This is a genomic window from Bacillus sp. UNC438CL73TsuS30, assembly GCF_000482325.1.
Lineage (GTDB): Bacteria > Bacillota > Bacilli > Bacillales > Cytobacillaceae > Neobacillus.
Genome location: NZ_KI535295.1, coordinates 1,237,137 through 1,252,626, shown reverse-complemented (window position 1 = coordinate 1,252,626; position 15,490 = coordinate 1,237,137). Strand labels below are relative to the sequence as shown.

Sequence of the window (15,490 nt, the reverse complement as noted above, 5' to 3'; positions counted from 1 at the left end):
CTTAATCAAAAAAAGAATGGTCAAGAAATTAGAAATGCCTACATTTTCTTAAAATGCAGGCATCTTCAATCCTCTTCAATATTCCCTCTTGTTCCCTTTTTTAACATACTCCCATTCTACATCGATATTCGATCTTACCCTTTGAAGTAGATGATGAATTGTCTCTATTTCATCTGGAGAAAATCCATTTAATGCAACCTTGTTTGAATAATCCCCTTCTCTTTTTAGAAATGGATACACTTCCTGACCTTTTTCTGTAGCATAGAGCTTTTTAATTTTTTTATTTTCTTCATCGTTTCTTTTTTCAATAAAGCCTTGAAGTTCAAGCTTTTGAATGGCCCGAGCCGCAGTTGTTCGGTCTACTTTAATCATTTCTGCCACTTTCTCTTGAATGATTCCAGGGTTTTCACATATGCGAATTAAGTACAAATATTGGCCTTTTGTTAGGTCGAATGCTTTAAATTCAATATTACTAATCGAATCAAGCGCTCTGGCAATCATTCCAATTTCTCTTAGTATTTCTCTCATAAAAACAATCCCCTCAAAATATTTTGTTGTATTTACAACAAAATATTTTTCATATATACTACATTATGACCTAACAAAGAAATATAGAAAAGTGAGCAAACCTATTTAGAAACACTCTGCACTGATTTGCCACTAAAAAAGGGAGTTGTTTTTATTGATTCATAATCGTTGGCTTGTTAATTCTGCATTGTTGAGTATCGCATTCATTTGGGGGATTACGTTTGTTGTGGTCCAAGAAGCCATATCAACCATCGATCCGTTTTCCTTTAACTTTCTACGATTTGGTTTAGCAGCCGTACTGATTTTTTTCTTTCTATTTTTTTCACAGAAAAAAAAATTTTCTCTTAAAATCCTCATCACTGAATTTAAAATTGGTTCTTTTCTTGGGTTATTATTGTTTTTAGGATATGCCCTGCAAACCTTTAGTTTATTACACACGACATCAGGGAAATCTGGCTTTTTAACTGGATTGGCCGTTGCACTTGTGCCGATTATTTCATATTTCATTCTGCGGCAAAAACCTACCTTTCAAGGAATAATTGGCGTTCTATTCGCTGTTTTTGGACTTTACCTATTGGCCTTTATGGGCATGACAGGAGTAAATATCGGGGATTTGTTAGCACTTTTATGTTCATTTGCGTTTGGTCTCCAGATGGTTTTTACAGGAAAGTTTGCTTCTCTGGCCTCTGTCTTATATCTTGTTTTATCTCAATTAATTACCGTTTCGGTTTTGAGTGGAATTTTCGCCTTGATCTTTGAACCTACGCTCAGTGTAACGATTTTGTCACATCCATCGGTGATTATTGCGTTATTGATCACAAGTATTTTTGCAACAGCGTATGCGTACATTGCCCAGACTTTTTTTCAAAAGTCGACCAGTCCTTCAAAGGTGGCTTTAATGTTTTCAATGGAACCTGTTTTTGCTGCATTAGCTGATTATCTTTGGAATGGAATAACTTTGGGAACCCGCTCCATTTTCGGATGCCTATTGATTTTATTTGGTATGTTATTAGCTGAAATCCCATTCTCGAAGTATTTTCCATTTTTAAAAATAAAAAACCAAAAGGTTAATATGTAAGAAAAAAACGGCATCTGCCGTTTTTAATCTATTCGTTCATCATTTTACTAAACATAACAGAAGTTGCTGCCATTGCGATAACAAACAATCCAAGGATAACATAAAGACCGTAATCCATTTTTTCACCTCCGTACGCTAACTAACCAATTTTTAATTACATCTAAAACAACCATAATTATAACATTCTATTAAACTAAAAACTATTACAAAAATCCCATTCTGACCCTACTAATTTGGTTCAATTAAGCTTCTAGTTTATTTTTACTCGAAGGCAACATTCCGGCTATAAAAATGATTGGAACTAGATTAACAGCAGCCAAAATGGTTCCCGGAAAATCCGAACCACTTAATAGACCATGTAAAGTCACGAGGATATACAAGATGGGATTTAGTGCATGCAATTTTTGCCATCTTTGATAACCAATTTTCTTCCGGAATTTTGATGTTAAAAAGGTTAATATGAAAAAATAAAAGCCAATCGTCCCCATCGCCATTGAAATGGTTTCATATCCGCTGGTAAAAGGGATCAGCAATTCAGACAGTTTAAATGGGAAATAAGAATCAATCAGTAAAATCCCTAAATGTCCACATGTCATAATTAATGACCAATCGGAAAGCATCTCATGGAAATGAAGGATGCCATTTATTTTCTTTTTTCGTTTTTTCTGAACCGCAGAATAAAGTCCGGTTAATGCCGCTAGATATAATAATAGATATGCCACCACCCCTGTAGCTCGTATTGCGTACCATTCAAGAGATTCCATATTATTCGCTTCCTCTCTATTTCCTCATTACAGTTCGATTAGATTAAATTGTGATTTAATTTTGCATGTCAGGTTATTCCTGCAGAATTAATTTATAAAAGTTAACTTAATTAATCCTTAATTTATTTCCATTTACGGAACAAATTCTTGATTAAACCTATATGAAAGGGGTCTTCATTGATAAAAAATACAAGCAATAACTCCAGTTGTTCAGTTTAGCCCAAATTTAAACAGGAAAAAGAGCTGCCGCAGCAACTCTTAATTTTTGAAAAAAATCATTTATTTTTCAATATTCCCAAATACTCGATCCAAGGACCAACATCCGTCCTGTACCTTTCAGCCATTATTCGTACAATTTGGGCAATATGGGTTAAATCATGAACAACCCATGTCGAAAGTAGTTCTCTTACCTTCACCTTACCAAATGCTGGATGTATACCGGTTAAATCAAGATGCCTTTCAGTTCCAATAAGATTCTTAAGTTTTGTCACATTTTGTGTCCGTAATACACTGAATTCTTGCACTTTTCTTCAATCGATCTATTAGGGTTTTCGTTTAAGTGAGAATATCGGTCAAATGTAGGAAATGGTTTACCCTCGCCCTCCTGAAGAATGATCTCCAGCCTTGGGATCCAATCATGTTTTTCACCTTCGATGAGGTGCCAGATCACTTCAGAGATATTCCAGGTTCCTTCGCCTTCATTAGCTTGAAGCCATTCTTTCGATAAACCTGATAAAAAATATTCTAATGTTTGTGGTGTTCGTTCCAATACTTCAATGGCTTCATTCAAATTAAAATTCATAAATTACCCCTTTCAATAGGATTAACGAGATTTTCACATTTCAAAAAAGCTATGTCTTTCTACTCTGCAAACTCTAAGAGCAAAATTTTTGTACCACACTGTTTTCCCTTTTTCTTGTGCAATTTTGTGGGCTGAATTTTCCTTCCATTCTTGAATAGATTCTAATGAATCCCAATAAGAAACTGTAATCCCTAATTCTTCGTCTCTTGCACTTTCCATTCCCAGGAATCCATGATGCTCAGAAGCTAATTCAACCATTTTGTCTGCCATTTTTGCGTACCCCTTGTCTCCATCCGTTCTCTCCGACGCAAAAATCACTGCGTAATATGGCGGTTCGGGAGTTTTTTCAATTCCACTCATCCGTAGACTCCTCCAAAAAATTTTAATTTACGTTCATTTTTATTCATTGAAAATAAAAAATATCATTCTTTACTATTATTAAAATATTTAATGTTTATTAAAGTACAATAATAATTTGATAAATTCAAGATAAGTTCAAAAAAGAGGGCTCGAGGCACCCTTTATAAAACATTATTATTTTACAATGGTCAATTTTTGTCCGATATAAATCGGTTGATTAGGATCGAGGTTATTGGCTTTAACGATAGAGTCAATCGTTACCCCGAACTTCTGAGCGATCTTCCAGAGCGAATCTCCCGCAACAACAATATAAATGATAGTGGATACAGTTGGAAGGGTTACAATATATTTTGCTACATACCCTTGATCAGAATAATAGGCATCTTTCTTGTATTCTACTATATACCAGTCTCCAAGAGCGGATACAATTTTGATATCGGTATTCATCTGGAGCAAGAATTTTATATCATACTGCGTCCCGGCATAAGTCCGAACATTGGCATTTACCCTTGTCTTCCCACTGTCTATCTGAAGAATTTCCTGATTCGATGGAACCTTGATTAATGGCTTGGAGATATATCCTTTCAGAACCGAAGTGACCATACTATAGGTTACCTGATACCAATCACCTGTTTCCCCTGTTATCGTAACTTCCGACCCGGCGGGAATGGTCAGTAGGATTGGATTTTGTGTGCTTGGTCCTGTGCGCAGGTTTGAATTTTTCACTGTTATACCAAAACCTTCTGTAATCTGAATGATGTTGTCACGTGCATCATACACATTCGTGTTTCCGGCAAGATCGGTGAGCTTGACAACAAGATGGTAATTGCCCCGAGTTACGTTAAAGCCGCGGTTGTTTTTTCCATCCCAATAAAAATAAGATGTACCCTTCAAATGGCGGTCCCATCCGATCGTCTGTACTACTAGGCCACTTTCGTCAACAACGGTAACATTCATATCTGCCGTTTCACTTATGGACACCGGGATTTTAATTTGATTCTTCCCATCCTGAACCGAAAGCTGATTGACAGGTGCCAAATCGATGGTTGCGGTTGGCTTTTCGGTATCTGCCTGGGTTGGTTTTGGTACTGCATACGTATAAAGGATTTGATTGGATTCTGTTACAAAAATGGTGTCTTGGATGACTCCAATTGGTCGTACACCAGGACCGCCAGTGGTGGTGGACAACTGGATGGTTGATGAAATTAGCTGGCCAGTTGCTGAATTATAAAATTTTATTTTGTTGTAGTTCTCCAAAATAATTTTGTCCGACGCGACAACCATTCCTCTTGAGCCTACAACAGTCTGAAGTCCGCCAGCAACAAACTGCTCTGCGTACATTGTCTTCCATTTTTGCGTTCCTGTATTTTTATCAATTCCAAAAATATTTTTTTCATCCAAAACAATTAGAGAATCATTCGTCACGGACATTGGCTGTGTAAACATACCCGTAAGAGCAAATTTCCATAATGTCCTACCGGTTGCCGGATCAAATGCCCATAAATTTCTTGTATTATCTTTGGCATCCACATAAAGCTTCTCATCTTTATAGACCGGTGCTCCGTAAATGGATGCACCGGAAGAAAAATCGAATGTCCAAAGAACCGTGCTGCTAGCAGAATCGAATGCGTATAAGCGAACGGTCATTTGAACGGGATTCCGGATAATAGCATACAGCCGGTTACCGCCAACTGCGAATGCTCCATCTATTCTCTCATTGGTTTTAAGCGTATAGTTCCATTTTCTTTGTCCCGTTTTTGCATCTACTGCAACAATCCCCTCAATCATGTTAACATCTCTAGTGTAGTAATATATGGTATTTTGATCAATTAAAAGCCGGCTGGCAAAGGTATCAATTGTCCAAAGTGTTTGCGGAACCGCCCCAGTATCCTGGATGGCGTACAGTTGATTCATTGTTGAAGCATAGATTACTCCATCTTTTGCAATGAGGTCTTGAAAGGCATCTTTGTTTTCGATTGAAAAATCCCATTTTTCTTTAAAGGTATCCAGGTCGGTTGCCGAAAGGATTTTTTTCTCAATCCGTTCAACAGAATAGAGCTGATTCTGGTCGACACTAAACAGGGATGAAGCATTATTAAATGGATCTTTCTTTAATGTCAAATTTACAGGCACAGTTGCAGTTGAATAATTGGTATTTCCCGAATCAGCCAAATGCATTGGCCAGTTCCCGTTATCAGCCCTTATGTTCCGGCCCTTAATTTGATCCTCTAATTCAGCTATCCTTTGCCTTAATTGCATATTTTGGGTTATTAAGCTATTTATATAATGCTGATTGAAATGCATCATTTATGAACATTACACCTCCCTTTTGCACTATTCATTTTATGCATAGGTGCCTACATGGTGAGGTTATTCTTGGTTACGTTTAAAACACAAAATTAAAAGGATGACCGCATGAGGGTCATCCTACTACAAATCTAGTCTCTTAAAATATGTTTATTCATGGTGACCATTATGTTCATATTGCATATCGTTTTTAGGCAACTTTTTGGATACTTGTGATTCTGTACCTGGTTTTACGAGTAAAAATTGCCCCATCATCCCGGAATCCTCATGTTTTAAAAGATGGCAGTGATACATAAGCGGGTGCTTAGGGTCGGCAAAGTTCGCAAATTCCACGGCAAGCCTCACCGTTGCTCCATTGGGAATAAACACGGTATCTTTCCTTCCTCTTTCATACTCTGGTGGTTTCTGACCGTTTATGTCCAATACTCGGAATGCTGCATCATGAATATGAAAGTTATGTGACGAGCCAAAATTGTCAATTTCCCATATTTCATTCGCCCCCGCCGGCACAATCTCATCAATTCGATCCATTACCATCTTTTTGTCGTTAATCTTTGAATCCATCGTCATTTTAAATTGACGTAGCTTCGCATTCTTTGGAACCTCGATTGGCGGTACGGTAGAAAGTTGGCCGGCTAATGGAGCGGATTCTGTTAATTTAGAAGTTGCATCCATTTTCAACAAATCAAATTCACCATGATCAATTTCTCCACCACTGTTATAACTGTGGAGAATGGTTTTCTCACCCGGTTTAAATTCAACAACAATCTCTGCACGCTCCCCCGGACTTAACTTGAAGCGTTTTAATGTGACCGGCTTCTGTAAAAGTCCGGCATCATTTGCTACAAGTTTAAACGACCTGCCATCCGTAAAGCCAAAATTATAGGCTCTTGCATTGGAAGCATTAAGCAGTCGAAAACGCACTTGACTAGCTGTTATCTTAAGAAATGGGTCATACGTACCATTCACGAGTATTTCATTTCCAAGTGTTCCATAGGTGGTATCGTCCTTCTCTGATAACTGCCCATCTTTTGTAAACAATTTATCTTGCACAATTAGCGGAATATCATCGACACCATAATTAGATGGCAATTTTTTTGAATCCTTATCATCGATAATAAACATTCCTGCAAGTCCCCGGTACACATGTTGTGCTGTTTTACCATGCACATGCGGATGGTACCAAGTAGTTGCAGAAGGTTGATCAATGGTCCAATGAGGCGACCACGTCTCTCCTGCTTCAATCATCTGATGTGGGCCCCCATCCATCACTGCCGGTAATTTCATCCCATGCCAATGTAGAGTTGAAGCCACTTCCAAATGATTTACTACATCAAAGGATACGTGGTCACCTCGTGAAACCCTGATGGTAGGACCAAGATAAGAACCATTGAGTCCCCATGTTTTCGCCTTTTTCCCTGGTAAAAATTCTGTCGTTCCTGATTGCATCGTTAATTGAAAATGTTTCGTACCGTCCGAACTTATGGTTGGTTTTAGAAGTTGCGGAATTTTTAATGGATGGTCAAAATGTAATTGACCAACATTCGTTACCGGTTTATCTCCGCCACACCCAGCCAAACCGAAAACAAGTAACACCAACAAGGGGATCATTAATTTAGTATATGATTTCAACTTCTCCTTTTACTTCCTTTCTACTTCAAACCTCTTCATATTTGAATATAGTAATTAACTCGTTTTATTCCTCCGAATCTATCATAAACATGAAAAAATAAAAATTCAATACAATATGCTTCCTTACGAATTGAACTTCCCATTAAAGATAGAAGGAAGAAAGAATATTTTTCTACATCCTTTATATCGACATCATTTTCAAGTTTCACCCATTATATTTTGGGTATAGATACAAATATAGTGAGGTGAATGACGAATGAAGTTCAGAAGATTAATAAAAATAATTTTTCCCGTATTCTTAATTTTTACTATGTTATTACTGTCTTTACCTATGTCACAAGTAAACGCAAAAATGCAGACTACCAAACATTCTAAAACAGTAAAAGCCGCTACCTATATCACATCCTTCAAAAAGGTTCATGGGAAATCGGTAGGAAAATTCGATTATATCCAATGGTATTTTGGGAAAGCGGCTGACAGAGAATTTTTAAAAGACTGTAAATGCAGCAAAGAGATGGATGGTGCCCCCGATGGTTACTGGATTCGAAACGTAAATCCTAGGATACGGACCTTTACAATTTCGAAAAATGCTCAATTTGTTTTACAGACAAGGAATTCTTATCAAGTAAAATGGAATGAAAAGGTGACAAGAAGCCAATTTATTCGATTTTTGAAACAACGGAATAAAGACCATCAAGTTCCTTTCCATATTGAAATTAAAAAAGGTGTTGTAACGAAAATTACGGAACAATATATTCCTTAACTTTGATTCGATAACATGTATTGGCTCCCCTCAAGTGTGTGCAGCCTGAGGAGGAGCTCTATTCTACTAAAATCCCCCTAGCCCCCCATTCCATCAATGGATTCATCTTTTTAGGAGATGATGCCTTTTGTGCAGAAGCCTCTTTTTGTTCGTTTTAGAATCAAGGCTTTAATTTTCCGCATACCATAATGTTGAACAAGCATTGACAGGAGGTGAACTTAATGGGTCATCATTGTCATGGTCACTGTCACATTTTTGGAATTTTCCTTGGGTTTTTTACAGGTTTCATTTGGATGCTATTAGCAGTATTGGGGTACATTTCTGATTTCTTTGGTTTAATTGACTTAGGAAACCTTGGTCATTTTTTCACGATCCTTATTGCGGTAATAGGCTTCCTTGCCTTCTTTGTTTTTGGATTATATGTATTCAAGCGAGCGTGGAGCTGCTGCCGTTAATGATAAAATGATAAAAAACAGTCCCTCTAGTAGTGAGACTGTTTTTTATCTTACTGTTTATTATAACCATTCCTTGAACGATATTGCTGCGGTGCCCTTGTTGGATACCGTAAAGGAAAGCTGAACATATGCACGAGTTTCGTAAAAGGAATGGAAGCGAATAAGATAAACGAACAAACGACATGGACCTTAAAAAGAGTGGGGATCCCCAACATTAATTCAGACTTTGGGTGTAAAGTAAACAAACTTCTAAACCATGGCCCGATTGATAAACGGTATTCGTATTCACCGACTGTTGTATTGTAAATGAGAGTCATATAGGTACCTAATCCTGCCACTAGCAACAACCAAATAATGGTAAAATAGGAGCCGCCTGTGGTATGGACACGAACCCTTGGAGTTGTAAATTTTCGAATGAGCATTAATACTAAACCAATTACCACCATTAGACCAGCAACCCCACCACCTGCAATGGCAAAGAAATGGTACACATGGTCTTCAACTCCAAGTGCATTATAAACCTCCAATGGGATTAATACGCCCATTACATGCCCAACAAAAGCAAAAATAATCCCATAATGAAAAATAACCGACGCTGCTCTTAACCCTTTTTTTTCAAAAATTTCGGTTGACGGGGCTGTCCAACTTTTCCCTCGAAACACAAAGCGGTAAAAGGTTGCTACGATTAGGATTGTTCCGCATATATACGGAAAAATGGTCCACCAAAAAACAACTTCCATCTCATCCCCTCCTTAGCGATACATCAATGGATATGGCAATTCATCTAGATCTGCTTGCTCCCGGAGTACCTCTAATGCAGAAATTTCGTCCGTCCCAGGAGCCTCGAATACATACATCATCAATATTTCTATAGCCTGTTTGTAAGGATTATCTTCCGGAAGATTTGATAAAATCCGATTAATGGCGAAAGCAACCCTTCGTGAAAGTTTGTTGAATTTTTCTTCCTCTGGGGCAACCGCTAATAATTCCAACAGCATCGGGATGTAATCCGCCAATTCCTTTCCGACTGTCTCGAATCCTTCTTCAAAAATAAGCTTTTGCAATTCGATTAGGGCAAAACCGCGTTTTCTACTGTCCCCTAACTCGTGGGCCGTTAAGTACAGGTTGGTTTTGTCCTTGTAATCGAAGGTTAATACATATAACTCTTGTAACTCCTTTAAAGGCATTTCGTAAAGAGGATGAAGTCTCTCTACTACCTCCCTTTGTATTTCCTCTGTTGAAATTGCTTCATGAATAAAGGATTCAACAGTCGTTCGTTCATTTAAAAACGTTTCCTCAGGGTAATCCATCATCCGTGCCAAGATGGCTAGAATGGCCTTTTTTTCATTCATTATGCATTTTCACTTCTTTCAAATGGGTAGGTTGTCATTCCTTCAGGTGGTGCTAGGTCTTCAATGCTGCACGCTCCCTGTTTATAATGCAAATCATCGTCCATTTCACGGCGGCCTGTTGGAATCACAAATCGTTCATTGTATTTGGCAACGGCAAGCAACCTGGCCATATCTTCTAGTTCTTCCTTTGTCGTGCTTGCTTCATCTATCAATTTCGTCATTTTCTGCGGGTCCACCCCGCCTACTGTTTTGGACCGCATATAGACTCTCATAGCTGCCATTTTGAGCAGAACCCTTCGGATTACAGTGGTATCATCTGCGGTTAATAGCGAAGCTAAATATTCCATTGGAATTCTCATTTGGTCGACAGCAGGTATATACCCTTCCGCACTTAAATCCTGTTCATTGGTGATATGATTCATAATTGGGCTAAGCGGAGGTACATACCATACCATTGGCATGGTTCGATACTCCGGATGCAGAGGCAATGCAATTTTCCACTTTATCGCCATTTTATAAACCGGTGATTCTTGTGCACTTTGGATCCAATTATAATTGATGCCTTGTTCCTGAGCTTTTTCAATTACTTCCGGATCAAACGGATCGAGGAAGACGGAAAGCTGGGACTCATACAGATCTTTTGGATCTTCAACGGATGCAGCCTCTTTGACTCGGTCTGCATCATATAAAACTACTCCAATATAGCGAATCCTTCCCACACAGGTTTCCGAGCAAACGGTGGGCAGCCCTGCTTCTGTACGCGGATAGCAAAAATTACATTTTTCCGCTTTATGTGTATTCCAGTTATAGTAAACCTTATGATAAGGACACCCATTCATGCAAAAACGCCAACCGCGGCATGAATCTTGGTCTACCAATACAATCCCGTCTTCATCTCTCTTATATAAGGCACCTGAAGGACATGAAGCGACACAGGATGGATTTAAGCAATGTTCACAAATCCGCGGCAGGTACATCATAAAGGTCTTTTCATATTCAGTTTTGATATGCTCCTGAAGTTTTCGAACATTCGGGTCATTTGGGACTGATTCGCTGCCACCGGCTAAATCATCATCCCAATTGGGGCCCCATTCGGGTTTATCGATATAGTTTCCTGTAATCATCGACCGAGGACGAGCAACAGGAATACTCTCCCCTTTTTTTCGTTTATGAAGATGTTGAAAATCATATGTCCACGGTTCATAAAATTCGTTTAGGTCTGCCATGTTCGGATTGTAAAAAATATTTGCTAGCTTTGAAAGGGGCCCGCCGGCTCTTAAATGCAATTTCCCATTTCGAAGGACCCAACCGCCTTTATAGCGGTCGGTGTTCTCCCATTCTTTTGGATAGCCCACACCAGGTCTGGTTTCGACATTATTAAACCAGACATATTCCGTACCCGGCCGGTTTGTCCAAACATTTTTACAAGTGACAGAACAAGTGTGGCAGCCAATACACTTATCAAGGTGCATAACCATCGCCACTTGTGCTTTAATCCTCAAGCCAATCGACCTCCTTCAATGGTCGGATAATTGTCATCGTATCCCTTTGACTCCCGGTTGGTCCGTAATAGTTAAATCCATAGCTTAATTGTGAATATCCGCCAATCATATGGGTCGCTTTTGGCACAATTCTAGTGACACTATTATGAGTTCCTCCGCGATTTTTGTTAATGGTGTTTCCCGGAACTCCCATATGACGGTCTTGTGCGTGGTACATATAAACCGCTCCTCTTGGCATCCGGTACGTTAACACGGCTCTTGCCACCACAACCCCATTACGGTTATACATTTCAATCCAGTCATTATCTTTAATCCCAATCGAAGCCGCATCTTCCTCATTCATCCAAACTACCTGCCAGCCACGGAATAACTGAACCATATTATTCGTGTCCGTAAACATGGTATGAATCCCCCATTTTTGGTGAGGTGTCATATAACGCAGCGTAATCGATTTACCGTTGTTCTCGACTTCTTTTTCTCCTTTGATAAAAGCCCCTTTGGTAATTGGAGGGATGTATAAAGGAAAGCCCTCTCCAAAATCAAGCATGACTTCATGATCGAGATAAAAACTTTGTCTCCCCGTTAGGGTATGCCAAGGAATATTAAATTCTTTATTAACGGTAAATGGAGAGTACCGGCGATTATCATTTTCCAATCCGCTCCAGACAGGTGTAGAGATTGCTGGCCTCGGCTGGACGGTTAAGGCATCTAAGGTATAATCCTCTTCCTCGCGCCCTTCAGAGATGTGCTTCAGTTTTTTGCCTGTCTTTTCCTCCATCGATTTCCAGCCTTCAACCGCTCTTTTCCCATTCGTCGCTCCTGACATTAAAAGAATCGCGTTGATTGCTTTTTTATCAGAATAAAGATCAGGAAAACCTTTTCCAATACCAATATGTTTGGAAGGTCCAAGCCGGTCGAGTAATTCTTTATAAACTCTATCTCCAGGGATTTTCACCCCTTTTGTACCATATCCATTTTTAATATTCGGTCCAACGGTAATCCACATATCATAGACATTTGGATAATCCCGTTTAACGAAATTAAAGTTAGGAAGGGTTTTACCCGGGATTGCCTCGACTTCCCCTTTCCGCCAGTCCTTTACCTTTCCGAAAGGCTGAGCGATTTCATTAATCGTATCGTGTGCCAGTGGTGACAGGACGAGATCATCCTGGGCCGGGAGGTGTTTCTTGGCCAGCTCTGAAAAGCTTTTAGCAATTTCTCTGAAAGCATCCCAATCACTTCTCGTCTCCCATGGAGAAGTGATCGCTGCATTAAACGGATGTACAAATGGATGTAAATCGGTACTGCTAATGTCGTACTTTTCATACCATGTAGCCGCCGGTAAAATGACATCAGAGAAAAGCCCTGAACTGGTCATTCTGAAATCCATGCTGACAAACAGATCCGTTTTCCCTTCAGGCGGCGTTTCGGAAAGCTTAATATCCTCAGGCTGCCAGGAGCTTTCAGTATCTCCTAATACAGAATCCTTTGAGCCGATTAAATGTTTGACAAAATACTCATGACCTTTACCGCTATCACCTAAAAGATTGGAACGCCAATTGAAAAAGACACGCGGGAAGTTCCGAGGGTCATTTGGATTCTCAATCGCAAAATCCAGTTTCCCCTCAACTAGTTGTTTTGTAATATCTTTGATTACCGCTTGGTCATCCTTATTGTGTGACCGGGCCTCTTTCACTACATCTAATGAATTTTGCGAAAGTTGAGGGAAGCTTGGCAGCCATCCTAATCGAGCAGAGAGCGCATTGAAATCAGCAGGGTGCATATTGGAATAGTGACTGCCCCATTCTGTTTCGCCTTCCCTTTTTTCATACTCATAGCGGAATTGTTCGGTGGCAAAATAAAAGAAGGAAGTTCCATTCATAAATCTTGGAGCTTTCACCCAGTCATTCGCAAATGCAATTTGTGAAAAACCTTCTAATGGGCGCACCTTTTCCTGCCCGACATAATGTGCCCAGCCTCCGCCGTTGACCCCTTGTGAACCCGTTAACAGCACAAGGTTTAAGATCGATCGATAAATCTGATCACTATGATACCAATGATTCGTACCGCCCCCCATGGCAATCATCGATTTCCCTTTTGTTAACGCAGCATTTTCTGCAAATTCTCTGGCAACTTGAATGACATGCGCTCGGTTAACACCGGTAATGCTCTCTTGCCATGCAGGTGTATAGGGTCTTTGTTCATCATTATAATCAGATGGGTATTCGCCTTTTAACCCTCGATTGATTCCTGTATGAGCCAACATTAAATCATATACCGTGGTAATAATTAACTCGTTCCCGGATTTGTCCTTAATTTTTTTAACAGGGACTTCGCGTTTCACTAAACCGCCATCTTTTTCACCGAAATACGGAAATTCAACCATGGCCCTTTCATCCGAATCATCTAAAAAACTCATTCTTGGATTAATATTGTATAAATCTAAATTCCACTGATTTCCTTTATCCCACCGAAATCCTTCGCTGCCGTTTGGAATTGCAAAATTATCGGTAGTTTCGTCCCAGACAACAGTTTTCCAATCACCAAGCTCCTCTTGATCTGAAAGATCTGATGCCCGTAAGAAACGGTCAGACCGGTAATTTTCATTCTTTTTGTTCAACGTAATTAAAAAAGGTAAATCTGTATATTGTTTGGCATACTCCAAAAAGTAAGGAGTTTCTTTATCCACATAGAATTCCTTTAAAATTACATGGGTCATGGCCATCGCAAGTGCCCCATCGGTTCCTTCTTTCGCCGGTAACCACAAATCTGCAAACTTTTCATATTCCGCATAGTCTGGGCTAACACCCACAACTTTTGTTCCGTTGTATCTGGACTCGACCATAAAATGGGCATCTGGTGTTCTAGTTTGAGGAATATTCGTTCCCCAAATAATAAAGTATTTCGTGTTATACCAATCTCCACTCTCCGGTACATCTGTTTGGTCGCCCCAAACCTGTGGAGAAGCAGGCGGAAGGTCAGCATACCAATCATAAAAACTTAAAATGGTCCCGCCGATTAAGGATAAAAATCTTGTTCCTCCAGAATAACTAACCATCGACATCGCCGGTATTGGGCTGAATCCGACAATTCGGTCGGGACCATATTTTTTAATCGTATAAATACTTGCAGCAGCAACCATTTCACAAATCTCTTTCCATGTTCCCCGGACAAACCCGCCCTTGCCGCGTGCTTTCACGTATTGTTCACGTTTTTCGGGATTCGAAACAATATTTTCCCACGCCTGTACAGGGTTGTCAGCTTTGCCCACTTCTTCCTTCCATAGTGCATAAAGGTCTCCGCGGATATAGGGATGCTTTACCCGTGTTGGGCTATATGTATACCAAGAAAAACTGGCACCACGAGGACATCCTCTTGGTTCATATTCAGGAAAATCATCACCCGTTGACGGGTAGTCAGTTTGTTGGGTTTCCCACGTGATAATGCCGTCTTTCACATGGATTTTCCAACTGCATGAGCCTGTACAATTCACTCCGTGAGTGGACCGGACTACCTTATCATGACCCCAACGGCCACGGTAAGCCGATTCCCAATCCCGAGACCGCGGATTTTCCTCTGTCCATCCATCATTAATGCGCTCTCCTCGGACAAGATGCTTAAGTGAATGAAGCAAATTATTTTTATGCTGTTCCATCGAAACCATCTCTCCCTTTCAATCGATCTCTTAACGGGTTAAAATTTTCACCCAATAATCGAAAAGAGTCTCTACCTTCATTAAAATCTTCCAAAAAAACATTCCAATTTGCTGCGTTTGCAGCTGATAGAATGAGTCGTTGCAGCGAATTCATATCATCAATTCCGTAAATGTTCTCAATTATTTCACCAGGAATGGAGCCGAATCTCATCCGCAGCACAGCAATTAAATCTTCTCGGTCATCAACAAGTAGGGCATCATCTTGAAATGAAAACAAACGACTTTCAACTCC

13 protein-coding genes and 1 pseudogene are annotated in these 15,490 nt (G+C 39.7%); 3 read left to right on the top strand and 11 right to left on the bottom strand.

Going from position 1 to position 15,490, the window contains the following annotated elements; translation table 11 throughout:
- Window positions 1-75 precede the first annotated feature (75 nt).
- On the bottom strand, window positions 76-528 hold the full coding sequence (locus tag M028_RS0119995; protein ID WP_026575457.1) for a MarR family winged helix-turn-helix transcriptional regulator: 453 nt from the start codon (window positions 526-528) through the stop codon (window positions 76-78).
- A gap of 154 nt (window positions 529-682) precedes the next feature.
- Here M028_RS0119995 and M028_RS0119990 point away from each other — a divergent pair, with 154 nt between their 5' ends.
- The gene (locus tag M028_RS0119990; protein ID WP_026575456.1) at window positions 683-1,606 is read left to right on the top strand and encodes a DMT family transporter; all 924 of its coding nucleotides are present in this window, start codon (window positions 683-685) and stop codon (window positions 1,604-1,606) included.
- Window positions 1,607-1,848: 242 nt separating this feature from the next.
- Here the strand turns inward: M028_RS0119990 and M028_RS31565 are convergent, their stop codons facing one another.
- From M028_RS31565 to M028_RS0119960, 5 genes and pseudogenes are all read right to left on the bottom strand, one after another.
- On the bottom strand, window positions 1,849-2,370 hold the full coding sequence (locus tag M028_RS31565; protein ID WP_026575455.1) for a ferric reductase-like transmembrane domain-containing protein: 522 nt from the start codon (window positions 2,368-2,370) through the stop codon (window positions 1,849-1,851).
- 275 nt (window positions 2,371-2,645) lie between these two features.
- A pseudogene (locus M028_RS30500) lies at window positions 2,646-3,172 on the bottom strand (DinB family protein).
- A 33-nt stretch (window positions 3,173-3,205) separates the two neighbouring features.
- A complete protein-coding gene (locus M028_RS0119970; protein WP_026575454.1) occupies window positions 3,206-3,532 on the bottom strand; it encodes an antibiotic biosynthesis monooxygenase family protein in 327 nt (108 codons plus the stop codon).
- 174 nt (window positions 3,533-3,706) lie between these two features.
- Window positions 3,707-5,839 carry an outer membrane protein assembly factor BamB family protein gene (locus M028_RS0119965; protein ID WP_026575453.1) on the bottom strand — a complete coding sequence of 711 codons (2,133 nt, stop codon included), beginning with the start codon at window positions 5,837-5,839 and terminating at the stop codon, window positions 3,707-3,709.
- Window positions 5,840-5,989: 150 nt separating this feature from the next.
- Window positions 5,990-7,471, bottom strand: coding sequence for a multicopper oxidase family protein (locus tag M028_RS0119960; protein WP_026575452.1), 1,482 nt, complete (start codon window positions 7,469-7,471; stop codon window positions 5,990-5,992).
- 256 nt (window positions 7,472-7,727) lie between these two features.
- On the opposite strand from M028_RS0119960, the gene M028_RS30495 reads away from it, so the two are divergent.
- Together M028_RS30495 and M028_RS0119950 are read left to right on the top strand one after the other, a co-directional pair.
- Window positions 7,728-8,234: a hypothetical protein gene (locus M028_RS30495; RefSeq protein WP_051591114.1), complete on the top strand. Its 507-nt coding sequence runs from the start codon at window positions 7,728-7,730 to the stop codon at window positions 8,232-8,234.
- A gap of 221 nt (window positions 8,235-8,455) precedes the next feature.
- Window positions 8,456-8,689: an ABC transporter gene (locus tag M028_RS0119950; protein WP_026575451.1), complete on the top strand. Its 234-nt coding sequence runs from the start codon at window positions 8,456-8,458 to the stop codon at window positions 8,687-8,689.
- Window positions 8,690-8,739: 50 nt separating this feature from the next.
- Here M028_RS0119950 and narI read toward each other — a convergent pair whose 3' ends face one another.
- The 5 genes from narI to M028_RS0119925 are packed head-to-tail and all read right to left on the bottom strand — an operon-like array spanning window position 8,740 to window position 15,475.
- Window positions 8,740-9,429 carry a respiratory nitrate reductase subunit gamma gene (narI, locus tag M028_RS0119945; protein WP_026575450.1) on the bottom strand — a complete coding sequence of 230 codons (690 nt, stop codon included), beginning with the start codon at window positions 9,427-9,429 and terminating at the stop codon, window positions 8,740-8,742.
- A 12-nt stretch (window positions 9,430-9,441) separates the two neighbouring features.
- The gene (narJ, locus tag M028_RS0119940; RefSeq protein WP_035424215.1) at window positions 9,442-10,041 is read right to left on the bottom strand and encodes a nitrate reductase molybdenum cofactor assembly chaperone; all 600 of its coding nucleotides are present in this window, start codon (window positions 10,039-10,041) and stop codon (window positions 9,442-9,444) included.
- The gene (gene narH, locus M028_RS0119935) at window positions 10,041-11,543 is read right to left on the bottom strand and encodes a nitrate reductase subunit beta (protein WP_026575448.1); all 1,503 of its coding nucleotides are present in this window, start codon (window positions 11,541-11,543) and stop codon (window positions 10,041-10,043) included. The genes narJ and narH overlap by 1 nt, the downstream gene beginning before the upstream one ends.
- Window positions 11,533-15,198: a nitrate reductase subunit alpha gene (locus M028_RS0119930; protein WP_026575447.1), complete on the bottom strand. Its 3,666-nt coding sequence runs from the start codon at window positions 15,196-15,198 to the stop codon at window positions 11,533-11,535. The genes narH and M028_RS0119930 overlap by 11 nt, the downstream gene beginning before the upstream one ends.
- Window positions 15,185-15,475: a hypothetical protein gene (locus tag M028_RS0119925; RefSeq protein WP_026575446.1), complete on the bottom strand. Its 291-nt coding sequence runs from the start codon at window positions 15,473-15,475 to the stop codon at window positions 15,185-15,187. The genes M028_RS0119930 and M028_RS0119925 overlap by 14 nt, the downstream gene beginning before the upstream one ends.
- Between the last annotated feature and the right edge of the window lie 15 nt (window positions 15,476-15,490).